This is a genomic window from Streptomyces sp. PT12, assembly GCF_003311645.1.
Lineage (GTDB): Bacteria > Actinomycetota > Actinomycetes > Streptomycetales > Streptomycetaceae > Streptomyces.
In genome coordinates this window covers 103,196-121,713 of sequence record NZ_QEST01000105.1, presented here as the reverse complement: position 1 = coordinate 121,713, position 18,518 = coordinate 103,196, and the positions used below count along the sequence as shown (strand labels likewise).

Sequence of the window (18,518 nt, the reverse complement as noted above, 5' to 3'; positions counted from 1 at the left end):
CCTCACCACCCACCTCGAAACCAAAACCATCTGGCACACCACAGGACCATGAGCCGACCCACCCCGGAAGGGCTCGCGACCCCCCTCACCACGGTGTGGGCCCGCGAGCCCTTCCCCGCGCCGCACTGGCCGTCGTTCGGGCGCGTCGTTAGGGCGCGTCGTTAGGGTGGCGGGTATGCCGCTGAGCCGAGTTGAGCGAGAGCAGTTCCTCGCCGAGCCCCATATCGCCGCGTTGGCCGTGGACGCCGGGGCGGGGCGGGGGCCGCTGACCCTTCCGATCTGGTACGCGTACGAGCCAGGCGGCGAGGTGACCGTCCTGACCGGCGTCGACTCGCGCAAGGCGCGCCTCATCAAGGCCGCGGGCCGGTTCAGCCTCATGGTCGAACGCATCGAGCCCACCATCCGCTATGTCAGCGTCGAGGGCCCGGTCGTCGGGACCACCGAGGGCACGCGCGAGGTCCTGCACGGGCTGGCCGTGCGCTACCTGCCCGCCGAGAAGGTGGACGGCTACGTCGCGTACGCGCTCGCCGACCACGGCGAGCAGATCGTCTTCCACATGCGGCCCGAGCGCTGGTACAGCTCGGACCTCGGCGCGCTCTAGCCCGCGCTATGGCGTGGGCGCCAGCCCCTCGTCATACGCCTTCTGCGCAGGGTGGTACGCGTCGAAGTCCCACGCCGTCGCCCCGTCCTCGCGGGAGGTGATCAGCAGGCCCAGGTAGTACTCCCAGCCGGGGCCGATCTCGCCGATCCCCTCCGCGGAGGGGCGGTGGTGGACCAGCCGCCGCGTCGTTGCGCCGTCCCCGGTCTCGTCGAGCAGCAGCTCCACGGGCCACGCCCCCGACTCGTCGTCCATCGAGACGGCCAGGCGGCGCGGCGGCTCGCAGGCGTCGATGCGCAGCGCGCACCAGGGCGCCTCCGCCTCGAACGCCATCCGCACCTCGATCGTTCTCCCGGGCGCGGCCTCGCCCCGCCACGGGCCGAACCACCGCGCGGTGCGCTCCGGTTCGGTCACGCTGGCCCACACGTCGTCGATCGAGCCGCGGTAGGTGCGGGTGAGGACAGGCCGTACCCCGCGTCCGCGGGAAGCGACTGCCCGGTGGGCGCGGGTGGTTCGGTCGGTGTCATGCGGTGTCCCTCCTTGCCGTGCCGCCGGAGCGGCCCTCCTCGGCCGGTTCGCGATGCCGCCGGTCCCTGCGGGCGCGGGCCACCTCGGTCCCCAGCGCGTCGAACCGCTGGGCCCAGGGCGACGGCTGCTCGAACTGGGCGAGCCAGGCCGTCAGTTGGGCCAGCCTGGACGGATCGAGCGCATAGAGGCGCCGCCGCCCGTCCGCCTCGTCGGTCACCAGCCCGCTCTCCCGCAGCACGCGCAGATGGCGGCTGATGGCGGGCCTGCTGACGGCGAACCGCCCGGCGATCTCGCCCGCGGAGAGCCGGGTGTGGCGCGGCATGACCAGGATCTCCCGGCGAACCGCCCGGCGATCGCGCCCGCCACGCCGTTCAACGCGTCGCTCGGCGCGTCACTGTGTCCATCGCTCGGCTTGTCGTTCCGCTCGTCGTCGGCCACGCAGGAAGCGTGACCCATGGGTTACGCGTTGGCCAGGCGTTCGCGCAGCCGCCGCAGCGCCGGGCCAGGGTCGAGGCCCAACTCCTCGGCCAGCCGCAGCCGTACGCGTTCGAACGACGCAAGCGCCTCCGCGTGCCGCCCCTCCCGGTGCAGGGCCAGGATCAGCTGCCCCGCCATGCGCTCGTCGAGTGGGTGGTCCCCGGCCCTGGCCGCCAACTCCCCGAGCAGCGCGCCCTGTCGGCCCAGCCGCAGCGCCACATCGGCCGCGTCGAGGCGGGCCGCGAGGCGTTCCGCGTCGAGGCGTTCGCGCTGGGCGCGGAACCAGGGGGCGTCCGCCCCCGCGAACGCCTCGCCCCGCCACTGCCCCAGCGCCTCGTCCCACAGCGCGGCGGCCTCCTCGTCGCGCTTCACCGCCCCGGCCCTGACCACCAACGCGCGGAAACGGCACACGTCCACCGCCGCGGGGCCCGCCTCCGCCTCCAGCCGGTAACCCGCCCGGTCGCGCACGATGTCCGCGCCGCCACCGGCCAACGCCCGTCGCAGCCGCGACACATAGCCGTACAGCGCCGATGTGCCGCGCGGCGGGCGCGCGCCCCACACGCGGCGCGCCAACTCCTCGCCGGGGACGGCCGTTCCTGGCTCGAGCAGCAGCGCGCCCAGCACGTGCCGCTGCCGCGCGTGCCCGATGTCCAACGGCTCGGCGCCCCGCCAGGCGGCGATGTCGCCCAGCACGCCGAGCCTCAGGGGGCCCCCGTTCACCAGGATGTGCGGAGGCCTCGGGCGGAGAACGCGAGCGTGGCCTCCCCCGGCCGCCCGCCTCTGTCACTCTCCCTCATGGCCGACACCCTAGAGGTGTTCTGTTACGTCGCCTGGACGACGGCTTCGGAGGGCCCGGTGGTGCGTGCCGCGCGTTCGGCGGCTCTGAGCGGCCGAGGGCCCGAGAAGGAGCCCGCGACGGGACCCCCCGAAGGACCGCCCGAAGGACCCCCGGCGGGGACAACGAGTCCCCGCCGGGAGGCCAAGGCGGCTCAGCCGAGCAGCGTGAGCGCCTTGTTGAACGTGGCCGACGGGCGCATCACGGCGGTCGTCCTCGCCGGGTCGGGGCGGTAGTAGCCGCCGATGTCCGCGGGCGAGCCCTGCACCGCGACCAGCTCGTCCACGATGGTCTGCTCCTGCTCGGCCAGCGTCCTGGCCAGGGGCCCGAACGCCTCGGCGAGCCGCGCGTCCTTCGACTGGCCCGCCAGCTCCCGCGCCCAGTACAGCGCGAGGTAGAAGTGGCTGCCGCGGTTGTCCAGGCCACCGACGCGGCGGCTCGGCGACTTGTTCTCGTTGAGGAACGTCGCCGTCGCGCGGTCCAGGGTGTCGGCGAGGATCTGGGCGCGGGCGTTGCCCGTGGTCTGCGCCAGGTGCTCGAAGCTGACCGCCAGCGCCAGGAACTCGCCCAGGCTGTCCCAGCGCAGGTAGTTCTCCTTGACCAGCTGCTGCACGTGCTTGGGCGCCGAGCCGCCCGCGCCCGTCTCGAACAGCCCGCCGCCGTTGATCAGCGGCACCACCGACAGCATCTTGGCGCTGGTGCCCAGCTCCAGGATCGGGAAGAGGTCGGTCAGATAGTCGCGCAGGACGTTGCCGGTGACGGAGATGGTGTTCTCGCCCCTGCGGATGCGCTCGAGGGAGAACCTGATCGCGTCCACCGGCGACTTGATCTCGATGGTCAGGCCCTCGGTGTCGTGCTCGGGCAGATAGGTGTTGATCTTCTCGATCAGGCTGGCGTCGTGCGCGCGGCCCTCGTCGAGCCAGAAGATCGCCGGGTCGCCCGTGGCGCGGGCGCGGCTGACCGCCAGCTTGATCCAGTCCTGGACCGGGATGTCCTTGGTCTGGCACATGCGCCAGATGTCGCCCGCGCTCACCGCGTGCTCCAGCAGCGCCGTGCCGTTGCCGTCGACCACGCGGACCGTGCCCGTGGCGGGGATCTCGAACGTCTTGTCGTGGCTGCCGTACTCCTCGGCCTTCTGCGCCATCAGGCCGACATTGGGCACCGAGCCCATGGTGGCCGGGTCGTAGGCGCCGTGGGCGCGGCAGTCGTCGATCACGGCCTGGTAGATACCGGCGTAGCTGCTATCGGGAATGACCGCCAGCGTGTCCGCTTCCTGACCGTCCGGGCCCCACATGTGACCGGACGTGCGAATCATCGCGGGCATCGAGGCGTCCACGATGACATCGCTCGGAACGTGCAGGTTGGTGATGCCGCGGTCGGAGTCGACCATCGCGAGCTCCGGGCCATCGGCCAGCTCCGCATCGAACGACGCCTTGATCTCCGCGCCCTCGGGCAGCGCGTCGAGCCCCTTGATGATGCCGCCGAGGCCGTCGTTGGGGGTGAGGCCCGCCGCCGCGAGCGTCGCGCCGTGCGCGGCGAACGTCTTGGGGAAGAACGCGCGCACCACATGACCGAAGATGATCGGGTCCGACACCTTCATCATGGTGGCCTTGAGGTGCACCGAGAACAGCACGCCCTCGCTCTTGGCCCGTGCCACCTGCGCCGCGAGGAACTCCCGCAGCGCGCCCACCCGCAGCACCGCCGCGTCCACGATCTCGCCCGCGAGCACCGGCACCGACTCGCGCAGCACCGTCGTGCTGCCGTCGTCCCCGGCCAGCTCGATGCGGAGCGAGCCCGCCTCGGCGACGATCGCCGACTTCTCCGTGGAGCGGAAGTCGTCGCCCTCCATGTGCGCGACGTTGGTCTTCGAGTCGGCCGACCAGGCGCCCATGCGGTGCGGGTGCGCCTTGGCGTAGTTCTTCACCGACGCGGGCGCGCGGCGGTCGGAGTTGCCCTCGCGCAGCACGGGGTTGACCGCGCTGCCCTTGACCCGGTCGTAACGGGCGCGGATGTCGCGCTCCTCGTCCGTCTTCGGGTCGTCCGGGTAGTCGGGCAGCGCGTAACCCTGCTCGCGCAGCTCGGCGATGGCCGCCTTGAGCTGCGGGATCGAGGCCGAGATGTTGGGCAGCTTGATGATGTTGGCCCCGGGGGTGCGGGCCAGCGCGCCCAGCTCGGCGAGCGCGTCGTCGACGCGCTGGCTCTCCTCCAGGTGCTCGGGGAAGCTGGCGATGATCCGCCCGGCCAGGGAGATGTCACGGCTCTCCACGCCGACACCCGCGGTCGAGGCATACGCCTCGACCACCGGCAGGAACGAATACGTCGCCAGGGCCGGGGCCTCGTCCGTGTGCGTGTAGATGATGGTCGAGTCAGTCACCGCGTTGCTCCGCTCACGTCTCTGCAACCTTGCTTGACATTGCTTGACATCAAGATATCTGGTGCCCCCGGCCCACCGCACGGCGCTCCGCCCCGAGCCATGCCCCCGGGCGTGGCGGCGGCGCGTCGGCGCCAGCCGCCGCCCCCACGACCCGGGCGCGGGGGCGCCGTGGCGTTCCCGCGCGCACAGGTTCTCGTGCGCGCGGCCTTCAGCGCGCTGCCGTGATCAAGTAGGGTTCGCGGGCATTCGTCGGCACCACCGGCGTGCGAAGCCACAACGCTGTGGAGGTAGTTGATGAGCCAAGGTTCGATCTTCCTCTGGGAGCTGCTGGGCACCTCCGTGCTGATCCTGCTGGGCACCGGCGTCGTCGCGAACCATGTGCTGCGCCGCACCAACGGCAACGGCGGGGGCCCCCTCTTCATCAACATCGGCTGGGGATTCGCCGTGTTCACCGGCGCGAGCCTCGCGGCGCCCACCGGCGCCCATCTCAACCCCGCCATCACGCTCAGCCTCGCCATCGCGGACAAGGCCGAGTGGTCGGACGTCCCCGTGTACCTGCTGGCCCAGCTGGCCGGTGGCGTGCTCGGCGCGGTGCTCTGCTGGGCCACTTACAAGCTCCAGTTCGACGACCATCCCGAACCCGGCGGCACGCTCGGCATATTCGCCACCGCGCCCCAGATACCCCACCGGGTCTGGAACGTCGTCTCCGAGGCCATCGGGACCTTCGTCCTGGTGGCCTTCGTGCTGTTCTCGCCGGTCTTCACCGACGAGGGCGGAATCCCCAACTTCGGCAACGCCGCGCTCGGTTACGCCGCCGTCGCCTTCGTGGTGATCGTGATCGGCACATCCCTCGGCGGCCCCACGGGCTATGCCATCAACCCCGCCCGCGACCTCGGACCGCGCCTGGCCTACGCGTTCCTGCTGCCCATCAAGGGCAAGGGCGACGCGCAGTGGGGCTACGCCTGGGTGCCGGTGGCCGGGCCCATCGCGGGCGGCGCGCTCGCGGCCCTCCTCTTCCTCGCCTACCCCTCGGCATGAGTTCATGGACCCCGTGAACACAACGCCGCCGCTGATACCGCGTCCCGAGTCCCTCCGCGTCCTCGACGGCCACTTCCCCATCGGTCCCGACACCGGAGTCCGCGGACCCGACGACATCGCCGAGCTGGCCCGCGAGCTCCTGGGCGCGCACGGCTCGGGCTCCGAGATCGAGCTGACCCTCACCGACGACCCCGCCCTCGGCGCCGAGGGCTACCGCCTGGCGATCACCGAGGACGGCGCCCGCGCCGAGGCCACCGCCCCCGCGGGGCTCCGCTGGGCGGTGCAGACGCTGCGCCAGCTGACCCGCGAAGGGCGCCTGCCCCACGTGGAGATCACCGACCGCCCCAGGTTCGCCTGGCGCGGCTCCCTGCTCGACGTGGCGCGCTGGTGCCACCCGCTGCCGTTCCTCTACAAGTACGTCGACCTGCTGGCCCTCCACAAGCTGAACACCCTGCATCTGCACCTCACCGATGACCAGGGCTGGCGTTTCGAGGTGAAGCGCTATCCAAGGCTGACCGAGTTCGGCGGGTTCAGGACCGGTTCCGTGGTGGGTCACAATCGCGAAGGGCGCGAGAACGACACCCCCCATGGCGGCTTCTACACCCAGGACGAGCTGCGCGACCTCGTCGCCTACGCCGCCCGCCGAGGGGTGCGGATCATGCCGGAGATCGACGCGCCAGGCCATATGCAGGCGGCGATCGCGGCCTACCCCTGGCTGGGCAACGACCCGGACCGGCAGCTGCCGGTGCGCATCCGCTGGGGCATCTCCCAGCACGTCCTCAACACCGCGGACGGCACCGTGGAGTTTGTGCGGCAGGTGCTCGACGAGCTGACCGATGTCTTCCCGTTCGAGTATGTGCACATCGGCGGCGACGAGGTCCCGCCCGACGAGTGGGCCGTCAGCGTCGAGGCCGGGCGGCGGATCGCCACCGAGGGCCTTGACGGGCCCGAGCGCCTGCTCGGCTGGTGGGCCGGGCAGCTGGCCACCCACCTCGGCAAGCTGGGCAGGAGGGCCGCGGTCTGGGACGAGCTGATCGAGCAGGGCGTGCCTGACGACGCCGCGGTCTTCGCTTGGCGTGGCGTGGACCGCGTGGAGCTGGCGACGCGTTCGGGCCTCGACGTGGTCGCCGCGCCCGAGGAGTTCACCTATCTCGACTGGGCCGAGGCGGACGGGCCCGACGAGCCGCTGGCCATCCGGCACGGCCTGCCGCTCGACAAGGTGCACGGCTTCCGCCCGCTTCCCTCCGTGCTCGGCGTCCAGGGCCAGCTGTGGAGCGAGTACCTGCCCACCACCGACCTGGTGGAGTGGCGCGCCTATCCCAGGCTCGCCGCTCTCGCCGAGGTGGGCTGGCGCGCGGGGGAGCGGGACTTCGCCGACTTCCACGCCCGGCTGACGGGCCACCTCCCGCTGCTCGACGCGCTCGGCGTGCGCTACCACCCGCTCGCGTCCCTGGGAACGGCCTGACCTGGGAACGTTCTGACGCCGAACGTTCTGGCAAGGGGGCGGCCAGGGCAGTGAGGGCTGCCCTGGCCAGCGGCCCGTCGGGGAGACGGCCTCGAACGCGGCGCCAGGCCCGCGCGAGCGGGGGAGTGCCGGGCGGGGCGCCGCGGCTTGCGAACGGGGTCAGACGCCGACCGGATCCGCCTTCTCCGTCGTCGCCTTCCCCCGCGCGGGCGCGGCGGCAGGCGCCTCGGGCTCGGGCGGCGCCGCGTGCCCGTGGTCGACGAGCGTCTTCTCGTCGAACGGCACGCGCCCCGCGAGCACCTCCCGCATCCGCTCCTTGTCGACCTCCTTCGTCCAGACGCCGATGACGACCGTGGCCACGGCGTTGCCCGCGAAGTTGGTCAGCGCGCGCGCCTCGCTCATGAAGCGGTCGATGCCGACGATCAGCCCGACCCCGTCGAGCAGTTCGGGCCGGTGCGACTGGAGCCCGCCCGCCAGGGTGGCAAGGCCCGCGCCCGTGACCCCGGCCGCGCCCTTGGAGGCGATGATCATGAAGATCAGCAGCGAGATCTGCTCGCTCAGCGTCAGCGGGTCGCCCATCACCTCGGCGATGAACAGCGACGCCATGGTGAGGTAGATCGCCGTGCCATCCAGGTTGAACGAGTAGCCCGTCGGCACGGTGATGCCGACGACCGGCCTGCTCACGCCGGCGTGCTCCATCTTGGCGATCAGCCGCGGCAGCGCCGACTCCGACGACGACGTGGACAGGATCAGCAGGAACTCCCGGCCCAGGTAGCGCAGCAGGGAGAACAGGTTGACGCCCGTCACCAGGCGCAGCAGCAGGCCGAGGATGCCGATCACAAAGATCAGGCACGTCGCGTAGAAGCCGACCATGATGATGGCGAGCGACCGCAGCGCGTCGACCCCGGTCTCGCCGACCACGGCGGCGATCGCGCCGAACGCGCCCACCGGGGCCAGCCACATGATCATCGCGAGGATCCGGAAGACCAGCCGCTGGATGTGCTCGACGCCGCGCAGCACCGGCGCGCCCGCCGAGCCCATGGCCTGGAGCGCGAAGCCCGCGAGCAGCGCGATCAGCAGCGTCTGGAGCACCTCGCCCTCGGTGAACGCCGAGACAAACGTGGTCGGGATGATGCCGAGCAGGAAGTCCACGGTGGACTCGCTGGCGCCCTCCGCCTGGGCGGCGCCCGCGTCCGCGGTGGCCTCGGTGATGCGCAGCCCCGAGCCGGGCTCGAGGAAGTTGCCCACGAGCAGGCCCACGGCCAGGGCCAGCGTGGACATCACCACGAAGTAGCCGAGGGCAAGGCCGCCGACCGCGCCCACCTTGGCGGCCTTGCGGACCGATCCGATGCCCAGCACGATCGTGCAGAAGATGATCGGGGAGATCATCATCTTGATCAGGTTCACAAAGCCGGTGCCCAGGGGCTTCAGCTCCACGCCGGCGTCGGGGAAGGCGAGGCCCACCACGATGCCCGCGATCACCGCCAGGATGACGGCGATATACAGATAGTGGGTCCGGTCGCGCCGACGGGCGCCCTTCCCGTCCGGCTTGCTTCCCGGTTCCGTCGTCGTGGTGGGGGCCACGGTGGTCTCCTCGTCGTCGTGGAGCGGTGGGTGGAGCGGTGGGTGGAGTGGTGCGTGCGATGTGAGCGGCTCGCGTGGCGCCAAGGCCACGGCGGGGGCCGGGGGCGTGCCGCGCACCCGGCGTCCCGGTGACTCTCCACCCGCCTGTGACCCCCGTCACGGTTGCGTTCATATCGTTCGCCGACCACCGAAACGTGGGTTTCCCCCACGTTGACCGTCCGTGCACACTGTCGACATGCGCCTGCCTCGCCCCCGGAGCCTCGCCGGCCAGCTCTTCGCCCTCCAGGCGGCGCTGGTCGCCGTGCTGGTCGCCGGGTGCGTCGTGTTCGCCTATGTCACCGACCGGGAGCAGGCCGAGGACGCCGCGCTCGACCAGGTGACCGCCGCCGCGCGCGCCATCGCCAGCTCGCCCTATGTGCGCGAGGCCGCCCTCGCGCCCGACCCCTCGCCCGCGCTCCAGCCGTACGCCGAGGGCGTGCGCCGCGACACCGGCATCACCTTTATCACGATCATGGACACCGAAGGGGTCCGCTGGACCCACCCCAACCCCGAGCGGATCGGCGAGCACTTCGTCGGCCACACCAGGCAGGCCGTCGAGGGCGCCACCTTCACCGAGACCTACACCGGCACCCTCGGCCGCTCCGTCCGCGTGGTCACCCCCGTGCGCTCGGGACCCGAGGGCGGGGGCGAGGTGATCGCCCTGGTCAGCGCGGGGCTCACCGTCGAGGCCATCGGCGACCGGCTGGCCGGGCAGGTCACCGCGCTCCTCGTGGTCGCCGCCACCGCGCTCGCGCTCGGCGGGGCCGTCACCTATGTCCTCAGCGCCCGGCTGCGCCGCCACACCCACGGGATGAACGCCGCGGAGCTCGGCCGCATGCACGACTACCACCAGGCGACCCTGCGCGCCGTCCGCGAGGGGCTGCTGCTCGTCGACTCCTCGGGCAGGATCGGGCTGATCAACGACGCGGGCCGCGAACTCCTCGGCCTCACGGGCGACCCGGCGGGGCGGCACATCCGCGACCTGGGCCTGCCCGAGCCCCTGACCGACGCGCTGCTCTCCGCGGGTCCCCGCGTGGACGAGGTGCATGTCACCGAGGACCGGATCGTCGCGCTCAACACCTCGCCCGTCTCGGGCGGCGAGCGCCACGGCTCCGTCGTCACCCTGCGCGACCACACCGAGCTCCAGGCGCTCGCCGGTGAGCTCGACTCGGTGCGCGGCTTCGCCGAGGCCCTGCGCTCCCAGGCGCACGAGGCCGCCAACCGCCTGCACGCCGTCGTCTCGCTGATCGAGCTGGGACGCGCTGACGAGGCCGTGGAGTTCGCCACCGCCGAGCTTGAGCTGGCCCAGGCGCTCACCGACCAGGTGGTGGGCGCGGTCGGCGAGCCGGTGCTCGCCGCGCTGCTGCTCGGCCAGGCCGCCGAGGCGAACGAGCGCGGCGTCGAGCTGGTCCTGGCGCCCGAGAGCCGCATCGACGACGGCGTGCTCCCGCCCACCCTGCCCGCCCGCGACCTGGTGACCATCCTCGGCAACCTGGTCGACAACGCCGTCGACGCCGCCGTCGAGGCCGCGGCCGAGGTCGCCACCGGGCCCACAGGGGCGCGCGTCACCGTGACGGCGCGCGCCGAGGACGGCGAGCTGCTGCTCGCGGTGCGCGACACGGGCCCTGGGCTGACCCCCGAGGCCCTGGACGCCGCGTTCCGCAGGGGCTGGACCACCAAGCCAGCCGAGGCCGAGGGGCCGGGCCACGGCCTCGGCCTCGCCCTGGTCGGCCAGGCCGTCCGGCGCAACGGCGGCACCCTCGCCACCGCCCGACCACCCGAAGGCGGGGCCGAGTTCACCGTTCGGCTGCCCCTGCGCACGGAGGTGCCCGCATGACCCTCACAGGACCTGGCGGCGAACGCGCCACCCGCGTCGCCCTCGACCCGGCCATACGCGTCCTGGTCGTCGAAGACGACCCGCTCGCCGCCGACGCCCACCGCCAGTACGTCGAGCGCGTGCCGGGCTTCACCGTCCGCGGAGCGGCCCACTCCGCCGCCGCGGCCCGCCGCGCCCTCCAGCGCGTCCGCGTGGACCTGCTGCTCCTCGACCTCTACCTGCCCGACGGCCACGGCCTGCGCCTGGTCCGCTCGCTGCGCGCGGCGGGCCACAGCATCGACGTCATCGCGGTGACATCCGCGCGCGACCTGGCCGTGGTCAGGGAGGGCGTCTCGCTCGGCGTGGTCCAGTACGTGCTCAAGCCGTTCACGTTCGCGACCCTGCGCGACCGGCTCGTGCGCTACGCGGAGTTCCGCGCGTCGGCGGGCGAGGCCAGCGGCCAGGAGGAGGTCGACCGCGCCCTCGCCGCGCTGCGCGCCCCCCGCCCCGCCGCGCTGCCCAAGGGCATGAGCGGCCCCACGCTCGAGGCCGTGACCCGGGCGCTGCGCGAGCGTGAGGGCACGGCGACGGCCGCGGAGGCGGCGGCCATCGCGGGCATCTCCCGCATCACCGCCCGCCGCTACCTGGAGCACCTGGTCGCCTCGGGGCTGGCCGAACGCGCCCCCCGCTACGGCCAGGTGGGCCGCCCCGAGCTGCACTACCGCTGGCGGGTCAGGCCGTCCTAGGCAACGGCGGCCGCGACGCCCCGGCGGGGCCCCGGCGAGGTCAGGGCCCCACCCGCGCGCTCAGCAGGTCTCGCGCCAGGCGTCCAGGTCCCATCGCTTGACCAGCGAGCTGAGGCCCAGCGCGGTGGTCTCCGCGCAGAACTCGTCGGCGGCCAGCTCGTACTCGACATGGAAGACGGCCTTGCCCGCCTCGATGAACGGCCGCAGCCGCTCGCACTCGCCGAACGCCGCGCACTCCTCGTTCACCGCGAAGTCGAAGTCGTCGAGCAGCTCGGGGATCTGGTCCAGGTCGTTCTTGAGCCCCACGGAAAGGCCGCGCTCCCTGGCCAGCTCGGACACCATGCGGTTGTAGGCGAGCTGGTCACCGGCGGTGAGTGGGAAGCCGGTGTCGTTGAGGTAGCCGTCGACCAGGTCGGGCTCCACCGCGTCGAAGCCCTTCTCCGCGCACATGTCGAACCGCTCGGCCAGCAGCGGGCGCAGCACGTCGCGCTCCCTGATGTCGAGCCAGCGCTCGCCCTCCCAGCCGTTGCCGAGGCCGCGCAGCTCGCCGGGGAAGTCGGCGGCGTCGGGCCGCCAGTCCTCCCACGCGCCGACGTTGATGTAGCAGATCACCCTGACCCCGCGCCCGTGCAGCGCGTCCACCACGTCGGCGCCGTGGTCGAAGCCGTCGATGTCGTAGACCGGCACGTCGACATCGGGGTCGAGCGTGCCGTTGAGCTGCCACTGCCAGTCGAGGCCGGGCTCGGGCCGCCACAGCTCGGGCGTCTCCGATGGAGGAGGCGCCGGAGGGTCCTGGGCCGACGGCGCGTCATCGGAGCCGCCGCCCGAACAGGCCGTCGCCACCAGGGCGATCAGGGCGATCACGGTGATCAGGGCCAGGAAGGGGGCAGGTGACAGGGCGCGCGGCCGGGACGTCCAACGCGGCACGAGGGGGCGAGCGGGCACAGCGCAGTACACCCCGGCCCGCCGTCACACCGCAAGTCGGGCCGCGCCCCACGGCTCAACGAGCCAGCGCCGCCCGCGCCTTGGCCGCGCGCACCGCCTCGGTCAGGCTGTCGATGTCATAGGCGCCGTGGTGGCGGCGGCCGTTGACAAAGAACGTCGGGGTGCCCGAGACGCCGCTGAGGTCGGCCGACTCGATGTCCTCGGCCACGCGCGTCGCGCCCCGCCGCCGCTGGAGGTGGTCGCGGAAGCGGTCGACGTCGAGGCCCAGCTCCTCGGCGTATCCGACGAGGTCGGGCATGCGCAGCGCGCCCTGGTGGTCGAGCAGCAGGTCGTGCATGCGCCAGAACGCGTCCTGCTCTGCCGCCGCCTCGGCCGCCTCGGCGGCAAGGCGCGCGTTGGGGTGCACATCGTGCAGCGGCAGGTGCCGCCACACGTACCGCAGATTGCCGACCTCGGCGAGCAGCCGCCGCACGACCGGCTCGGCCTGGCCGCAGTACGGGCACTCGAAGTCCCCGTACTCCACGAGCGTCACCAGCGCCTCGGCGGGCCCGCGCACATGGTCGCGCCCCGGGTTTACGTCGGGCGACAGATCGGTGATCAGCTCGGACCGGCCCAGCAGCGCGTCGACCCTGGCCCGGCGCGGCAGCAGCCGCAGCCCCCGCGACACCAGCCACGCGAGCGCGGCCGCGCCGACCACCGAGGAGAGGATCCCGATCTTCGCCTCCTCGAGGCGTTCGCCGCTCAGCGCCTTCGTCGCGATCAGCAGCGACACCGTGAAGCCCGCCGAGGCCATCGTGCCGGAGGCCAGCGTCGAGCCCCAGCCCACGGGCGGGCGCAGCCGCCCCCCGCTCAGCCGGGCCGTCAGCCAGGACGCGCCCGCGATCCCGAGCGGCTTGCCGATGAGAAAGCCCAGCAGGATCCCCAGCGTGACGGGCGAGGCGAACGCGTCGGCCAGCCGCCCGCCGCCCAGCTCCACTCCCGTGTTGGCCAGCGCGAACAGCGGCACGATCACAAAGCTCGACCACGGGTGGAACAGCCGCTGGAGCCGGTCGTTGGGCGAGAGCGCCGACGCGAGACCCGAGCGCACCGACCGCTCGTACTCGGCCGTCGGCTGCTCCCTGAACAGCCGGAACAGGTCGGTGGCGCGCTCCAGATCCCCGCGCGCCGCCGGATAGGCGAACGTGAGCAGCCCCATCACCAGGCCCACCACGATCGGGTCGACGCCCGACTCCAGGAACGCCACCCACGCCGCGATCCCCAGCACCGCGTAGGCCGCGCCCCGGCGCAGGCCCCCGGCGCGCAGCGCCAGGATCAGCGCGAAGACGCCCAGCCCGATCAGCAGCGCCAGCAGGTCGAAGTCCTCGCTGTAGACGAACGCGATCACGCCGAGCGCGGCGAAGTCGTCCACGACCGTCACCGTCAGCAGGAACGTGCGCAGCCCCTTGGGGAAGCGCGAGCGGAAGAGCGCGAGGATCCCCAGGGCGAACGCCGTGTCCGTGGACATCGCCGCCCCCCAGCCACCGGCCGACGAGCCGCCCGCGTTGATCACGAGGAAGATGGCGACCGGCAGCAGCATCCCGCTCAGGCCCGCCGCGAGCAGCGGCACCACCCGCCGCCGCTCGCGCAGCTCGCCCATGTCGAACTCGCGGCGCGTCTCCAGGCCGACGACGAAGAAGAAGAGCGTCATCAGGCCGCTGTTGACCCATTCGCGCAGGTCGAGCGCCACCTCCCAGGCGCCGAGGCGGATCGACAGGTCGGTGTGCCAGACGGAGGCGTACGAGGAGGGCGCCGCGTTGATCCACACGAGCGCCATGACGGCGGCGGCGAGCAGCACGACCGCGCCGCCCGTCTCCGTTTTCAGGAAGAGGCGCAGCGGGGTCCGCGTGTCCTGCTCGTCCGTCGTCTGGCCCGAATAGGGCGGGGATGTCCCGGGTTCGGTCACCCGGCAATTCTGCCCGCGCCCCTCGCGTTCTCCCGGGCGGACGCGGCCCTGCTGCCCCGGGCGCGCGCTGATTACACTGCGGAGCGCGACACCGCAGGGACCGCCGCCGCACGGGAGACGCCATGAGTCAGCTCGCCAAGGGCGCCAACGCGCCACTGACCGACGGCTCGCAGGTCGTCGCCGAACTCCACTGCTCGGGGGCGCCCGTCGACCTGAGCGCGCTGCTGCTCGCCGCCGATGGCAAGGTCAGGTCGGACGCCGACATGGTCTTCTTCAACCAGCCCGAGGCCGAGGAAGGGGCCGTGCGGCACACCCCGACGGGCGGCGCCCAGCTCCCCGAGCGCGTCGTCGTCGAGCCCGCGAGGCTGCCCGCCGACGTCGACCGCGTCGTGCTCGTCGGCAGCTGCGACCCCGAGGACGAGAGCCACACGTTCGCCGAGGTCGGAGGGCTCGCCGTGCGGGTCGCGCACGGGGCGGGCGAGGGCGTCGAGTTCGTCGTCCCGCCGCTCACGGAGGGGGAGCGGGCGGCCGTGCTGGTCGAGCTGTACCGCAGGGGCGGGGGGTGGAAGATCCGCGCCGTCGGGCAGGGGTACGCGGCTGGACTCGCCGGGGTGGCCACGGACTTCGGCATCTCGGTGGACGAGGATCCCGCGCCCGAGCCACCGGTCGCCGCGCCCGCGCCAGCGCCGCCCCTCGCCCCGCCCGTGCCCGCCGCGCCGCCGCCCCCGCCCGCCCCGCTCGGCGCGGTCAGCCTCGACAAGGGCGGGCGCGTCGCCATCGGCCTCGACAAGGGCGACGCCGACCTGGTCGTCACCGCGCGCCTGATCTGGGACGGCGGCAGCGCCCAACGCGTCATCCAGGGCGCCGACCTCGACTTCTACGCCCTCTTCGTCCCCGCGTCCGACGTGCTCCCCGGCGCCCTCGAGCCCGGCACGCTCGTCCGCAAGGACCATGTGCCCGAGGGCGCGCCCCCGCCCGCCGAGGCGGTCAAGAAGCGCGGCCGCTACCGCCGCCCGAGCGGCGAGGCAAGCAAGGACGCCGTCTACTACAGGAACCTGGGCTCGCTCAAGGAGGCCCCGTTCATCTCCCTCGACGGCGACGCCCGCATGCCGGGCAAGGAGACGATCAGGATCACGCGCCCCGCCGACCAGGGCTATGTGCTCTTCTGCGCCTACTCGGCCCTGAGCAACGGCGCGGGCTCGTTCCTCAGCTTCGGCGCCCATGTCGTCGTGAGCGACGGCCGGGGCTCCGAGGTCACGGTGCCGCTCTTCGAGAAGACCAGGACCCGCTACTGGGTCGCCATCGCGCTCGCCGACTTCACCGCCTCCGGGGGTGTGGCCATCAGGCAGATCGAGGCGTACAGCGCGCGGATGACGGAGAAGCGCCCCCTGCTCCACCGCGACGGCACGATCGCGATGAACGCCGGGCCCGTGGAGTTCAAGCACAGGACATGACGCCTCCCGCGGGTTAAGGGCCGGGGGCGGGGGCGCGGCGGGTGTTCACGCACGGTTCCCCTGTTCCCCGGGACGGGTTCAGCGCGGCGCGGTGTCATGCGAGCCGTGCACGAGAAAACTCCAGGTCCCGCGGCCCTCGCCGCGACCCGACGCAGATTCGTGACCGTCACGGGAGCCGCCGCGGCCCTCGCCATGACCGGCGCGCTGACCCGCGGCGACGACGCCACCGCCGCGGCCCGCGCGACCCCTGCGTCCCGCCTGGACCGCGGGCCGCTGTTCACGCTCGGCGTCGCATCGGGCGACCCGCTGCCCGACGCCGTCGTCATCTGGACCCGCCTCGCGCCCGAGCCCCTCGCGCCCTTCGGCGGCATGGACCGCGGCCCCGTCGAGGTGCGCTGGGAGGTATCCGAGACCGAGTCGTTCGCCCGGATCGTGCGCCGCGGCACCGCGACGGCCCGCCCCGAGTACGCGCACACCGTCCATGTCGACGTCCGCGGACTGCGGCCCTGGCGGCGCTACTTCTACCGCTTCCGCGTCGGCGGCCAGCTCAGCCCCGTCGGCCGCACCCGCACCGCCCCCGCGCCCGGGGACCGCCTGTCGTCGATGACGCTGGCGTTCGCCTCGTGCCAGGCGTGGTTCGAGGGCTTCTACACCGCCCACGCCGACCTCGCGCGCCGCGACCACGACGTCGTCCTCTTCCTCGGCGACTACATCTACGAGTTCGGCGCGGACAAGGGCATCAGGCCGGGCTCGGGCGACCTCCACGCGATGCGCCAGACGGTGACGCTCGACGAGTACCGGGAGCGTTACGCCCTCTACAAGCTGGACCCCGACCTGCAGGCCGCCCACGCCTCCGCGCCCTGGATCGTCACCATGGACGACCACGAGGTCGTCGACAACTGGGCCGACGAGTTCCCCCACCCCGGCGGCCCCGCCGACCAGTTCCTGGTGCGCCGCGCCAACGGCTTCCGCGCCTACTGGGAGCACATGCCGCTGCGCCTCGACCAGGCGCCCACGGGCCCCGACATGCGGCTCCACCGGCGACTCCGCTATGGGACGCTCGCGGAGTTCAGCGTGCTCGACACCCGCCAGTACCGCTCCGACCAGGCCATGGGCGACGGCATCAAGCCGCCCAACCCCGGCTCGCTCGACCCGGCCCGCACCCTGACGGGCGACGAGCAGGAGCGCTGGCTGCTCGACGGCCTCGCCACCTCCCGCGCCCGGTGGAACGTCATCGGGCAGCAGAACGCGATGGCGCGCCTCGAAATGGTGCCTGGGCCCGAGCAGGGCGTGCCGATGGACACGTGGGACGGCTACGCCGCCTCGCGCGACCGCGTCATCGGCGGCGCCCACGAGCGCGGCGTGCGCAATCTGATCTCGCTCGGCGGCGACCTCCACCGCAGCGTGGCCTCCGACCTCAAGCTGGACTTCGACGACCCGGGATCGGCCACCGTCGGCACCGAGTTCGTCGGCACGTCCATCAGCTCGGGCATGGACGGCATGGACCACGACGAGGACGGGCTGACCCTGCTCGCCGAGAACCCCCACATCCACTACCACAACGTCCAGCGCGGCTACGTCAGTTGCCGGATCACCCCGGACGAGTGGACCTCCGACTACCGCGTCGCCGACCGGGTCACCACGCCGGGCGGGCGCATGTCCACGCGCGCCAGGCTGGTCGTCGAGGACGGCCGCCCCGGCATCCAGCGCGCCTGACCCCGAGCCCACAGGAAGACGAGCCCATGCCCGAGCGTTCGCGCCCGCACCGCCTGCTGCCCCCGGCCACCGCCGCGGTCGCCGCCCTGCTGGTCGCGGCCCCGTCCAGCGGCGCGCCCCACGCCCCGGGCGCCCCACGGGCCACCGTCGCCCTGACCGCGGAGCCCGGCGCGGTGGAGCTGACCCCGCTGCCCTGCTCCGCCACGGCGTTCCAGGCCGTCATGGCCAACACGGGCGCCGATGACAGGTTCGCCGACATGACGATCGCCTCGCCCGGCCAACTGGCCCTCTCCCGCGACATCTTCTCCAGCTACCTCCCGGCCGCCGAGCCCGACCAGCCGGTCCCCGCCGAGATCGAGGTCACGGCCCCGCGCGACACCGAGCCCGGCACCTATGACATCCGCCTCAAGGTGGAGCGCGAGCGCCTGACCGTCCCCGTCCATGTCCGGCCCGCGCCGCCCAAGGGGCCGGGCGACAACCTGGCCATCGGCGAGGCGGCCTTCGCCTCGTCCACCCATGGCAACTTCGCGGTCTGCGGCGGCGTCGACGGCAACGCCGACCACGCCGACTGGAGCCGCGCCACCGGCTGGAACGACGGCACCTCCCGCGTCTTCCCCGACACCTACGGCGTCCGGCTCGACCGCGCCCACGAGGTCAGCGAGGTCAGCGTCCTGACCCTGGACAGCACGGCCAACCCCGCCGCGCGCTTCGGCATCAGGGACTGGGACGTCCAGGTCATGACCGACGGCACATGGCACACGGTCGCCGAGGTCCGCGGCAACACCCGGGGCCTGGTCACCACGGCGTTCCCCGCGACCGAGGCCGAGGCGGTCCAGCTCCTGATCCACGCGTCGAACGACGCGAACTACTCACGCGTCATGGAACTCGAGGTGCGCTGACCGTCGCGCCGCCCCTCGCGCCGCCCTTCGCGCCCCTTTCGCGTCGACGCTGCCCGGCGCGG

At 73.1% G+C, this 18,518-nt stretch carries 15 protein-coding genes; 8 read left to right on the top strand and 7 right to left on the bottom strand.

The window, feature by feature from the left end; all coding sequences use genetic code 11:
* Positions 1-175: 175 nt before the first annotated feature.
* Positions 176-601, top strand: a complete 426-nt coding sequence (locus tag DEH69_RS13010; protein WP_113687103.1) for a pyridoxamine 5'-phosphate oxidase family protein — start codon at positions 176-178, stop codon at positions 599-601.
* A 6-nt stretch (positions 602-607) separates the two neighbouring features.
* Here the strand turns inward: DEH69_RS13010 and DEH69_RS13005 are convergent, their stop codons facing one another.
* The 4 genes from DEH69_RS13005 to DEH69_RS12990 form a co-directional block, all read right to left on the bottom strand.
* The gene (locus DEH69_RS13005; protein WP_258534633.1) at positions 608-1,012 is read right to left on the bottom strand and encodes an SRPBCC domain-containing protein; all 405 of its coding nucleotides are present in this window, start codon (positions 1,010-1,012) and stop codon (positions 608-610) included.
* Positions 1,013-1,121: 109 nt separating this feature from the next.
* On the bottom strand, positions 1,122-1,448 hold the full coding sequence (locus tag DEH69_RS13000; RefSeq protein ID WP_181727416.1) for a helix-turn-helix transcriptional regulator: 327 nt from the start codon (positions 1,446-1,448) through the stop codon (positions 1,122-1,124).
* 137 nt (positions 1,449-1,585) lie between these two features.
* Positions 1,586-2,323 carry an AfsR/SARP family transcriptional regulator gene (locus DEH69_RS12995; protein WP_113687101.1) on the bottom strand — a complete coding sequence of 246 codons (738 nt, stop codon included), beginning with the start codon at positions 2,321-2,323 and terminating at the stop codon, positions 1,586-1,588.
* A 269-nt stretch (positions 2,324-2,592) separates the two neighbouring features.
* Positions 2,593-4,812 carry an NADP-dependent isocitrate dehydrogenase gene (locus DEH69_RS12990; RefSeq protein WP_113687100.1) on the bottom strand — a complete coding sequence of 740 codons (2,220 nt, stop codon included), beginning with the start codon at positions 4,810-4,812 and terminating at the stop codon, positions 2,593-2,595.
* A gap of 294 nt (positions 4,813-5,106) precedes the next feature.
* On the opposite strand from DEH69_RS12990, the gene DEH69_RS12985 reads away from it, so the two are divergent.
* Positions 5,107-5,850 (top strand): MIP/aquaporin family protein, encoded by a 744-nt coding sequence (locus tag DEH69_RS12985; protein ID WP_113687099.1) that lies wholly within the window; start codon positions 5,107-5,109, stop codon positions 5,848-5,850.
* Positions 5,851-5,854: 4 nt separating this feature from the next.
* Positions 5,855-7,315 carry a beta-N-acetylhexosaminidase gene (locus DEH69_RS12980; RefSeq protein WP_113687098.1) on the top strand — a complete coding sequence of 487 codons (1,461 nt, stop codon included), beginning with the start codon at positions 5,855-5,857 and terminating at the stop codon, positions 7,313-7,315.
* 159 nt (positions 7,316-7,474) lie between these two features.
* On the opposite strand, the gene DEH69_RS12975 is transcribed toward DEH69_RS12980, so the two are convergent.
* Entirely contained in the window at positions 7,475-8,899 is a 1,425-nt protein-coding gene (locus tag DEH69_RS12975) for a cation:dicarboxylase symporter family transporter (RefSeq protein WP_113687115.1), read from the bottom strand.
* Positions 8,900-9,134: 235 nt separating this feature from the next.
* On the opposite strand from DEH69_RS12975, the gene DEH69_RS12970 reads away from it, so the two are divergent.
* Together DEH69_RS12970 and DEH69_RS12965 are read left to right on the top strand one after the other, a co-directional pair.
* The gene (locus DEH69_RS12970) at positions 9,135-10,775 is read left to right on the top strand and encodes a sensor histidine kinase (RefSeq protein ID WP_113687114.1); all 1,641 of its coding nucleotides are present in this window, start codon (positions 9,135-9,137) and stop codon (positions 10,773-10,775) included.
* A complete protein-coding gene (locus DEH69_RS12965; protein WP_113687097.1) occupies positions 10,772-11,500 on the top strand; it encodes a response regulator in 729 nt (242 codons plus the stop codon). The genes DEH69_RS12970 and DEH69_RS12965 overlap by 4 nt, the downstream gene beginning before the upstream one ends.
* A 60-nt stretch (positions 11,501-11,560) precedes the next feature.
* On the opposite strand, the gene DEH69_RS12960 is transcribed toward DEH69_RS12965, so the two are convergent.
* Both DEH69_RS12960 and nhaA read right to left on the bottom strand, forming a co-directional pair.
* The gene (locus DEH69_RS12960) at positions 11,561-12,397 is read right to left on the bottom strand and encodes an endo alpha-1,4 polygalactosaminidase (RefSeq protein ID WP_113687113.1); all 837 of its coding nucleotides are present in this window, start codon (positions 12,395-12,397) and stop codon (positions 11,561-11,563) included.
* A gap of 103 nt (positions 12,398-12,500) precedes the next feature.
* Positions 12,501-14,387, bottom strand: a complete 1,887-nt coding sequence (gene nhaA / locus DEH69_RS12955; protein ID WP_113687096.1) for a Na+/H+ antiporter NhaA — start codon at positions 14,385-14,387, stop codon at positions 12,501-12,503.
* A gap of 122 nt (positions 14,388-14,509) precedes the next feature.
* On the opposite strand from nhaA, the gene DEH69_RS12950 reads away from it, so the two are divergent.
* The 3 genes from DEH69_RS12950 to DEH69_RS12940 all read left to right on the top strand — a co-directional run bounded on the left by DEH69_RS12950 (position 14,510) and on the right by DEH69_RS12940 (position 18,456).
* Positions 14,510-15,841, top strand: a complete 1,332-nt coding sequence (locus DEH69_RS12950) for a TerD family protein (protein WP_113687095.1) — start codon at positions 14,510-14,512, stop codon at positions 15,839-15,841.
* A 105-nt stretch (positions 15,842-15,946) separates the two neighbouring features.
* The gene (locus tag DEH69_RS12945; protein WP_258534632.1) at positions 15,947-17,557 is read left to right on the top strand and encodes an alkaline phosphatase; all 1,611 of its coding nucleotides are present in this window, start codon (positions 15,947-15,949) and stop codon (positions 17,555-17,557) included.
* Between the two features lie 26 nt (positions 17,558-17,583).
* Positions 17,584-18,456 (top strand): hypothetical protein, encoded by an 873-nt coding sequence (locus DEH69_RS12940; RefSeq protein WP_113687093.1) that lies wholly within the window; start codon positions 17,584-17,586, stop codon positions 18,454-18,456.
* Positions 18,457-18,518 lie beyond the last annotated feature (62 nt).